We start from the raw sequence: 8,885 nt of genomic DNA, 5'->3' as shown, positions 1-8,885 counted from the left end.
CCGGCCTTGGCCGAGCCGTTCCCGTTCGCCGAGTCGCGCACCCGCGCCAGCGTCAGGTGGGGCCGGAACGGACGCTCGTCCACCTTGATGTGACAGCGCCGGGCGACGCCGTTCACCGACTCGGCGAGCCTGCCGAGCCGGTCGCGTTCGCCCTGGACCCCGGTCCACAGCGTGCGCCCGCCGAAGTGGCCGCCTCCCGCCAGGGCGAGCTCCATCGGGGTGTTGCGTGCGGCCGCGCGGCCGAGCCGGTCCTTGAGGTCGTCCAGCGCGTCCTCGGCCACTTCGCCGAAGAACGCCAGGGTGACGTGCCAAGTATCCGGACGGCACCAGCGCAGCCGGGGGTTGTCATGCGGCAGGGTGGTCAGTGCGGCGCGTAGTTCCAACACGACGGGGCGCGGCGGGATCACCGCGACGAACAGCCGCATCGAGACCTCCGGTCAAGGGCCCTCTTCGAACATAACCGGGACGGCGGCTCAGGATCGGCCGACGCGCAACGGCGGTCGAGCCTACAACCGCCCCAAGGTCCCGGTTAAGTTCCAAGAGCCGTCAGGCACGCGCCACTGGCGACGGTGCCACTCGACCCATCATGCGGTACGCGGCACCACTGCGACGTGCGGGCGGCGGGTCACACTGGCCAGAATTCTCTGATCGGTGCGCCAGGCGAGCACGTACGCCGCGCTGATCGCGCAGAGCGCGGTGGCCACGCCGCAGAACGCCAGTGTCCAGCGTACTCCGACCAGACCGGCCATCCAGCCGACCAGCGGCGAGCCGATCGGAGTGCCGCCCATGAATACGAGCAGGTAGACACCCATCACCCGGCCGCGCAACTGCGGTACCACAGTGGTCTGAATGACCGAGTTCGCCGTCGTGGCCACAGTCAGCGCGGCGATGCCCGTGAGCAGAAGCAGCACGGCGAACGTGGCGAAATCCGGCATCATGGCGCTGATTACTTCTAAGGCACCGAATGCCAGCGCACCGCCCAGGATGACACGTATCCGAGAGGTTCCGCGGCGGGCCGCGAGCAGCGCGCCGGTCAGCGAACCGACGGCCATGATCGCGGACAGCAGCCCGTAGGCGGACGCGCCGGAGTGGAAGACCCGGGTGGTGAACAGCGGCAGCAGAACCGGGAAGTTGAGCCCGAAGGTCCCGAACACCAGCACGGTGGCGAGCACGGCGAGCAGGTCGGGGCGGGTGCGCAGATAGCGGAAACCCTCGATCTGCTGGCCGCGGCGCCGCTCGATCCGCTTGGCGGGTAGCAGCTCGCGCGGCCGGATCGCGGCGATGCCGGTGACCACCGCGACGTACGAGACCGCGTTGATGAGGAACACCCAGCCGCTGCCGGCCACCTCGGAGCTGAACAGGCCGATCATCACACCGGCAACCGCCGGACCGACGACCCGGCCGAGATTGAAGTTCGCCGAGTTGAGCGAGACGGCGTTCTGCAACTGCTCCGGGCCGACCATCTCGACCACGAAGGACTGGCGTGCCGGAGTGTCGAGCGCGGCGACCGCGCCGAGGGCGAGGGCGAACAGGTAGATCTGCCAGACCGTCACCACCCCGGTGACCGTGAGCAGACCGAGCGCCAAGGCGAGGACGCCCATGGCGCTCTGCGTGATGATCAGCATGATGCGCTTGCGGTAGCGGTCGGCCAGCGCACCGCCCCAGACCGAGAGCAGCAGGATCGGCAGGAACTGGAGCGCTGAGACCACACCGAGCGCGATGCCGCTGTGGGTCAGCGCCAGCACCAGCCAGTCCTGAGCGATGCGTTGCATCCAGCTGCCGGTGTTGGAGACGAGTTGCCCTGCAAAGAAGAGCCGGTAGTTGCGGTTGCTGAGCGATCGGAACGTGGATTTCAGGGCGCTTTGCGCGCTCAAGGGCAACCCCCTCGGTCGGTGCGGTGGTGAGCCTACCTCATTAGATACGCTAATGAGAAACAGGTTATTCCGTACTTCGGTCCTTACATCCCCGAGTTCACGGATCCGCACGGCGGGGTTGTCGATTCGGCGGCATGCTGTTCGTCGGAAGGGTGTCGGAACCGCTCCGAGGTGAAAGGACACCAGCATGGCCGAGTACATGATCCTGATTTTCGACGACGAGGCGACATGGGCCGCCGCTGCGCAGGATGAGTTCGACCGGATGCTGACCGCGCACAACCGCTTCGCGGAGCAGGTGGTCGAGCTCGGCGGCAAGATCGTGAGCGGCCACGCGCTCCAGCCGAGCCCGACCGCCACGAGCATCCGCGGCGACGTGGTCACCGACGGGCCGTTCGCCGAGACCAAGGAGGCGCTCGGCGGCTACTACCTGGTCGAGGCCGAGGACCTGGACAAGGCGCTGGCCATAGGCAAGCTGGTGCCGGTGCTCAACGGCGGCGTCGAGGTCCGGCCGATCATGGTCTTCTAGGCGCTCTGCCGCCGGGACCGCAGCGATGTCTGAAGCACGACGACGTCTGAAGCACAGTGATGTCTGAGCACGCGATGCCTGAACCACAGGGTGCCGCGGACGAGGTGCGGTCGGCCGTGGCGGACGCGCACCGTCGCGAATGGGCCTTCGTGCTCGCCGCGACGGTGCGTGTCGCCGGGGATCTCGATCTGGCCGAGGAGTGCGTACAGGACGCCTACCTGGCGGCGCTCGACGCGTGGACCCGGCAGGGCGTGCCGAACAGTCCCGGCGCCTGGCTGACGACCACGGCCCGCCGCCGGGCGCTGGACCTCTATCGGCGCCAGCAGGCGCTGCGCAACAAGCTGCCGCTGCTGGTCGAGCCGGAGCCGAGCCACGGCGCGCTGGACGACGAACTCGACAGCGAGTTCGTCGGGCGGTTCGGGGACGGCGGCGCGATCCCGGACGACCGGCTGCGCCTGGTGTTCACCTGCTGCCACCCGGCGCTCGGCGTCGAGGCGCAGATCGCGCTGACCCTCAGGCTGGTCTGCGGCCTGACGACCCGGCAGATCGCGGACGCCTTCCTGGTCTCCGAGGCGACGATGGCCGCGCGGGTCACCCGGGCCAAGAAGAAGATCGCCGCGGCCCGCATCCCGTACCGGGTGCCCGAGACGAACGAGCTGCCGGACCGGCTGCGCGCCGTGCTCTCGGTGGTGCACCTGGTCTATACGACCGGGCATACGGATCCCACGGGCGCCGAACTGATGCAGCGTGAGCTGGCGCAACGCGCGATCGACCTGGCGCGGATGCTGCTCAAGCTGATGCCCGACGAGCGCGAGGTGCGCGGCCTGCTGGCGCTGCTGCTGCTCACCGACGCGCGCGAGAAGGCCCGTACCGACGCGGCCGGACGGCTGGTCCTGCTCGAAGACCAGGACCGGACGCTGTGGAATCAGGAGCAGATCAAGGAGGGTTCGTTCCTGGTCACTGAGGCGCTGCGCGGCGGGCAGCCGGGCAGGTACGCCCTTCAGGCAGCGATCGCCGCCCTGCACAGCGAAGCGCCCACGTATTCGGGCACGGATTGGCCGCAGATCGTGCGCCTTTACGACGTGCTCATGTGCGTATGGCCATCCTCGGTAGTCGCTCTCAATCGTGCTGCCGCGTGTGCGATGGCTGACGGGCCGGAGGCAGGGCTCGCCGAGATCGCGGAGTTGGAGCGGCACTTGGACGACAAGCGCGACACGAGCCTCGCCGGCTACCGGTACCTGCCCGCGGCGAAGGCCGATCTCCTGCGCCGCCTCGGTCGCAGGGACGAGGCGGCGCAGGCCTACCAAGAGGCACTGGCGCTGACCGAAGGTGCCGTGGAACGGGAGTTCATCCTGCGCAGGCTTGCCGGGCTAGGCTGACCGCCGTGACAGTTCCCCGTGACCAGCGCGGCCAGGAGGCGGTGCCGGATCGGTCCGCCGACAGATCGTCCGCGTCCCGGTCCCCCGGCGCGGACGGCACCGAGGCGGCACGGCTCGAACTGGAGCCGATGGAGGTCGACCTGGTGCGGATCGTGGGGATCGGCACGATCCTGTTCGCGATGGCCTTTTTGATCCTTATTCCCATGCGTGCCTCGCTGGAGCGCGACGGGCACGGACGCTGGCCGTGGATCGCTCTTTCGGGTGCCCTACTGGGGCTGTTGGGCCTGCTTTACGTACGTCGCCGTGCGCAAAGGATGTCCAAAGTCAACGCAGAGTAGTCGCCTGATCGCGCCAATGTCCATATACTGACCGGTGTGCAATCACCACGCTCCGCAGCGAACGAGTCAAGGACGGGCGCCATGATGGCACTGTGCCCAGACTGCGACGGGCAGGGCCGCACCATCGTGACCTTCGGGTTGCTGCGTGGCGCCGCAGGGCGCGCGTCACGGGTGACGGAGACAGTGGCTCTGCGCGAATGCGCCGTGTGCAACGGCATAGGGTGGTACGACCCCACACACGGTAGATAGCCGTTAAATACCTGTTCAGTCGCAGATACAGATAGCTGCTCAGCGCGGCTGACGGCCGCCTGGACAAACCCTGGGCCTCACGAGTGGCCGAACGCGGCCTCGTCGTCGACGTCGAGATCCACGTCGTCCGCGTCACCTGCGCCGCCGCCATGCGCCGGTTCGACGGGCATCGAGCCTTCAGGGCGGAATCGCACGTTATCGAACGCGTACTCGTCCACGATCGGTTCGCCCAACTCGGCGGCGTCGGGCACCACGGCGGCCTCCGAGTGCCCGCCGCAGCCGAAGTCCAGCGCGACGACGTGGCCGTCGGCCGGCGAGTACTCGTTCGCGCACACGCCGAAGACCTGGCTCAGCGTGCCGCGCAACGTGGTCAGGAAGCCGCAGGTCGCGCAGCTCGCCGGGGCGGCCTGCGCCATCGCCGTGGCCCGGCCGAAGGACTCGTTCCAGCGGTCGGCGGCGCTCTGGCGGCCGATCAGCGACAGCACCCGGGTGCGGCCGAGGCCGAGTTCGAACGCGATCAGCGGCAGGCTGTCACGCTGCGGGTCCGCGGGAGGAGCGTCGCCCGCCGGGATGGGCGCCGGGTCGCGCAGCGGCTTGGGCTCGTCGTCGGCGGCGCCGGTGTAGCCCGGTTCCAGCCGCGGGTCGTCCGCGGCGGTGGGCAGCAGGTCGCCGATGCCGATGTCGCCGGGCTGGATCCGCTCGCTCCACGGCAGCCAGCGCGGCGCGAGGATCGCGCCGTCGCCGGGCAGCAGCACCGTCTCGTCCACGGTGACCTGCTTCGAGCGCGAGGCCCGGGTCACCGTGACCGCCCAGCGCCAGCCGACGTAGCCGCGTTCTCGCGCGGCGAAGTAATGGGTGACGATCCGTTCGCCGTCCGGGACCGCGCCCAGATGCTCGCCGACGCGCCCGTTGCCGGCCACATCCTCGGCGGCGGCGAAGGCGAGATCGGCCGCCTCGGCGCAGGCCGAGTCCAGCACTGGGGTCCGGGTCGGCCGGGTCCGGGTCGTCGCGCTCACGATGTCGATGTTAGTCGTTCCTGGATGCCTCTGGAGGTCGCGAGACAATCAAGGCGTCAGCGCGCGAGGATAGGCTCGTGAGCATTGGTAGGCGGAGCTCTCGCGGTCATGGGGTGGGGCAGTCCTCGGAGTCGATAGGACTCGGGGTTACGAGGCTGGCCGCCGAGTCCTCCTCGCCGCAATACGAGCCGATAAGAGACAGCGGGCCTGAAATGCATGGGCTGGAGAAGACGGCCGCGTTCGGCACGCCCGATGACGTCCCGACAGTCATGACTACTCCAGGGCTGGACGCCACACGCGTCGGACCACCGGACCACGACGACGCGTTACAACGAGGCTGGCGAGTGTTCAGACGCTCGGCGGGACGCGGAATGGATGCGGCAGACGCCGTTTACGGGCGCATCCAGCACGTCACGCACGCGGACGGTGCGGGTGAGTCGGGTCTCGCACACGTCCTGGAGATGGGCGCGGTCATCAACGCCGGCGACCTGCTCGTCACGCTGGCGCTGGCCAATTCGCTGTTCTTCTCGGTGCAGCCGAACGAGGCCCGCTCGAAGGTCGCGCTCTACCTGCTGATCACGATGGTCCCGTTCACGCTGCTCGCGCCGCTGATCGGCCCGCTGCTCGATCGGCTGCGCGGCGGCCGCCGGTTCGCGATGGCAGTGACCGCGCTGATTCGTGCGCTGCTCTGCCTGGTGATGGCGAAGACGATCGGCGGCGGTGGATTGGCGCTGTATCCGGCGGCCTTCGGCCTGCTTCTCGCCTCGAAGGCGTACGGCGTCAGCCGCGCCGCTGTGATCCCGCGCGTACTGCCACGGGGCACCACGCTGGTGCGGGCGAACTCCCGGATCTCGATGACGGCTCTCGCATCGACCGCCGTGGCAACGCCGATCGGCGCCGGGCTCGGGGTGATCGGACCGCAGTGGACGCTCGGCTTCGCCGCGCTGATCTTCTTCCTCGGCACCTGGCTGGCGATCCGGCTGCCCAAGGTCGTCGACTCGGACGAGGGCGAGCTCAAGGCGCAACTGCGCAAGCGCGACCGCGGACCCGACGCCACGGTCGCCGAGTCGATGCCGAATCGCCGCCTGCGCTCGGTCGGCCCCTCGGTGCTGCTCGCTCTGCGGGCCACCGCCACGCTGCGCGCCTTCTCCGGCTTCCTGAGCCTGTTCATGGCGTTCCTGGTGCGCAGCCACCCCATCGGCGGGCTGAAGAACCTGACCGCGGTCGGCGTGTTCGCGGCGGCGGTCTTCGCCGGCAGCGCCATGGGGTCGTTCCTCGGCGCCTGGCTCAAGAGTCGCGCGCCCGAGGCCATCATCACCTCGGCGGTGGCGCTGGCGTCGGTGACCGCGATCGTCGCGGCGTTCTTCTACGGCCTGCCGATGGTGCTGGTGCTGGCCGCGGTCGCCGGGCTGGCCCCGTCGCTGGCGAAGCTCTCGCTCGACGCGCTGCTTCAGCGCGACACCCTGGAGCGGGTGCGCACGTCGGCCTTTGCCAGATCGGAGACGCTGCTGCAACTCGCGTGGGTGCTCGGCGGCGGCATCGGCCTGGCGATGCCCTCCAGCGGGGTGTTCGGCGTCAGCATCGGAGCGGTGGGGTTGAGCGTCATGGCGCTGCTGACCGCGAAGGCGTGGTACGACCTGCGTTGGTTGCCGGCCGCTTCACACGCGGCGTCCTGACGGTGCGTCTGAATGGGCGTCTGACTGTGCATCGGATCCTTGTCATCACCGCGGTCGAGGCCGAACGGACCGCATTCGAGCGTGGGCTGCCCGAGGAGTCGCGCAAGGCATGCAGCGTGGTCGCCGGAGGCGTAGGCGCGGCGGCTGCCGCTGCGGCGACCGCAGCGACGCTGGTCCGCGCCCAGTACGACGGCGCGCCGTACGACGTGGTGGTCAGCGCGGGGATCGGCGGAGCGTTCCCGCACGCCGCGCAGCTCGGCGACCTGCTGATCGCCGAGCGGATCATCGCGGCGGACCTCGGCGCGGACACGCCGGAGGGCTTCCTGTCCGTCGACGAGCTCGGATTCGGCACGACGGCGTACCCTGCGGTCCCCTTGGCGCCCATGAAGCTTGAGGCCGTGCGCGGCGACCTGCTCACAGTGAACATGGTGAGCGGCGACCTGCTCACGGTGAACACCGTGACGGGTACCGCCGAGCAGGCTGCCCGGCTGCGTGCGCGCCACCCGGGCGCGGTCGGCGAGGCGATGGAGGGCTACGGTGTTGCCGTGGCCGCCGCGCATTTCGGCCTGCCGGTCGCCGAAGTGCGCGCGGTGTCGAACCTGATCGGACCGCGCGACCGCGGCGCCTGGCGGATCGGCGAGGCGCTGGCGACGCTCACCGCCGCAGCGGCGGCGATCGTGGAGGGACTGGTGCAGTGAACTCGCAGACGCTGACGATCGCGTACTCGCCGTGCCCGAATGACACCTTCGTCTTCCACGCCTGGTCGCATGGCCTGCTTGAGGGCGCGCCGCCGATCGACGTTACTCACGCCGACATCGACGTGACCAACAACCTGGTCCGTGACGGTGGCTTGGACGTGATGAAGATCTCGTACGCGGCGCTGCCGGAGGCACTGGCGACATACCGGTTGCTGCCGTGTGGCGGCGCGCTGGGGCGAGGCTGCGGGCCCTTGGTCCTGACCCGGCCAGACTCGGCGACCGGAGCCTCATCTGCCAGTGCCACATCTGCCAGTACCTCACCAGAACACGGTGCCTTATCCGGAAGGACCGTTGCGGTACCCAGCCTGAAGTCGACGGCATACCTGCTCTTTCAGCGCTGGGCTGAGGATCAGGTGCCCGGGGGCGTCGGCGAGATCCGGGTGCTGCCCTTCCACGAGATCATGCCCGCGGTCCGTGACGGCGCCGTGGACGCCGGACTGGTGATCCACGAGGCACGCTTCACGTACCCGAACTTCGGTCTGGATTGCCAGGTCGATCTCGGCGACTGGTGGGAGGGCGTCACCGGCGCGCCGATCCCGCTCGGCGCGATCGTGGCCCGCCGGTCACTCGGCGAGTCGCGAATCGCCGAGATCACCCGGGCGATCCGCGACTCGGTGGATTACGCCTTCGCGAACCCCGAGGCGTCCCGCGACTATGTCATGCGGATGGCGCAGGAGCTCGACCCCGGGGTGGCGAAGGCGCACATCGCGCTCTACGTGAACGAATTCACCCGCGACCTCGGGCCGGAGGGGTTCGCGGCCGTGCGACGCCTCTTGGGCGTCGACGAGGTAGATGAAGGGGTTCTTGAGGCTCAGACAGCGTAACGCGCCTCTACGCGTCTGACAGGCGTTACGCGTCCAGTTGGTCGGCGACCGCACGCAGCAGCTTGGCGACCTTCTGAGCCGCGTCCTTGTCCGGGTACTTGCCGCGCCGCAGCGTGTTCGACGTATGGTCGAGCACCTTGATGACGTCCTCGACGATGACCACGAGTTCGTCGGCGGGCTTGCGCACCGCGGCGGCCACGGACGGCCGCGCGTCCAGAAGGTGCAGGTTCAGCGCGCTCTCGCCG

Annotated in this window: 9 protein-coding genes and 1 pseudogene; 6 read left to right on the top strand and 4 right to left on the bottom strand. The window is 69.3% G+C overall.

Features of this window, described 5'->3' with window-relative positions; all coding sequences use genetic code 11:
• A partial coding sequence (gene thpR / locus VGS97_RS12830; protein WP_326853627.1) for an RNA 2',3'-cyclic phosphodiesterase occupies window positions 1-425 on the bottom strand: 425 nt, incomplete at its 3' end.
• Between the two features lie 159 nt (window positions 426-584).
• A complete protein-coding gene (locus VGS97_RS12825; protein WP_326853626.1) occupies window positions 585-1,874 on the bottom strand; it encodes an MFS transporter in 1,290 nt (429 codons plus the stop codon).
• Window positions 1,875-2,061: 187 nt separating this feature from the next.
• Between VGS97_RS12825 and VGS97_RS12820 the strand changes: the two genes are divergently transcribed.
• The 3 genes from VGS97_RS12820 (at window position 2,062) to VGS97_RS12810 (ending at window position 4,117) form a co-directional block, all read left to right on the top strand.
• Window positions 2,062-2,400 carry a YciI family protein gene (locus VGS97_RS12820; protein WP_326853625.1) on the top strand — a complete coding sequence of 113 codons (339 nt, stop codon included), beginning with the start codon at window positions 2,062-2,064 and terminating at the stop codon, window positions 2,398-2,400.
• Between the two features lie 149 nt (window positions 2,401-2,549).
• Window positions 2,550-3,779, top strand: a complete 1,230-nt coding sequence (locus tag VGS97_RS12815; RefSeq protein ID WP_349262109.1) for an RNA polymerase sigma factor — start codon at window positions 2,550-2,552, stop codon at window positions 3,777-3,779.
• A gap of 5 nt (window positions 3,780-3,784) precedes the next feature.
• Window positions 3,785-4,117 carry a DUF2530 domain-containing protein gene (locus VGS97_RS12810; RefSeq protein WP_326853623.1) on the top strand — a complete coding sequence of 111 codons (333 nt, stop codon included), beginning with the start codon at window positions 3,785-3,787 and terminating at the stop codon, window positions 4,115-4,117.
• Window positions 4,118-4,443: 326 nt separating this feature from the next.
• Here VGS97_RS12810 and VGS97_RS12805 read toward each other — a convergent pair whose 3' ends face one another.
• Window positions 4,444-5,385: a DUF3027 domain-containing protein gene (locus tag VGS97_RS12805; protein WP_349262108.1), complete on the bottom strand. Its 942-nt coding sequence runs from the start codon at window positions 5,383-5,385 to the stop codon at window positions 4,444-4,446.
• Between the two features lie 368 nt (window positions 5,386-5,753).
• Between VGS97_RS12805 and VGS97_RS12800 the strand changes: the two genes are divergently transcribed.
• From VGS97_RS12800 to VGS97_RS12790, 3 genes are read left to right on the top strand one after another with little or no spacing between them, the layout of a single operon-like run.
• Window positions 5,754-7,058: an MFS transporter gene (locus VGS97_RS12800; RefSeq protein WP_326853621.1), complete on the top strand. Its 1,305-nt coding sequence runs from the start codon at window positions 5,754-5,756 to the stop codon at window positions 7,056-7,058.
• A 26-nt stretch (window positions 7,059-7,084) separates the two neighbouring features.
• Complete coding sequence (locus tag VGS97_RS12795) at window positions 7,085-7,756, top strand: futalosine hydrolase (RefSeq protein WP_326853620.1); 672 nt, start codon at window positions 7,085-7,087, stop codon at window positions 7,754-7,756.
• Between the two features lie 11 nt (window positions 7,757-7,767).
• On the top strand, window positions 7,768-8,640 hold the full coding sequence (locus VGS97_RS12790; protein ID WP_349262107.1) for a 1,4-dihydroxy-6-naphthoate synthase: 873 nt from the start codon (window positions 7,768-7,770) through the stop codon (window positions 8,638-8,640).
• 25 nt (window positions 8,641-8,665) lie between these two features.
• On the opposite strand, the pseudogene VGS97_RS12785 reads toward VGS97_RS12790, so the two are convergent.
• A pseudogene (locus tag VGS97_RS12785) lies at window positions 8,666-8,885 on the bottom strand (cold-shock protein); the annotation flags it as partial.

The organism is Actinocrinis sp., from assembly GCF_035946395.1.
Lineage (GTDB): Bacteria > Actinomycetota > Actinomycetes > Streptomycetales > Catenulisporaceae > Actinocrinis.
The sequence above is the reverse complement of the archived record's forward strand: the minus strand, read 5'-3'. Positions and strand labels throughout refer to the sequence as shown.

Bases quoted from the DNA above. Each gene is read 5' to 3' on its own strand.
- VGS97_RS12820 (WP_326853625.1), top strand. From the start codon at position 2,062: ATGGCCGAGTACATGATCCTGATTTTCGACGACGAGGCGACATGGGCC.
- VGS97_RS12800 (WP_326853621.1), top strand. From the start codon at position 5,754: ATGGATGCGGCAGACGCCGTTTACGGGCGCATCCAGCACGTCACGCAC.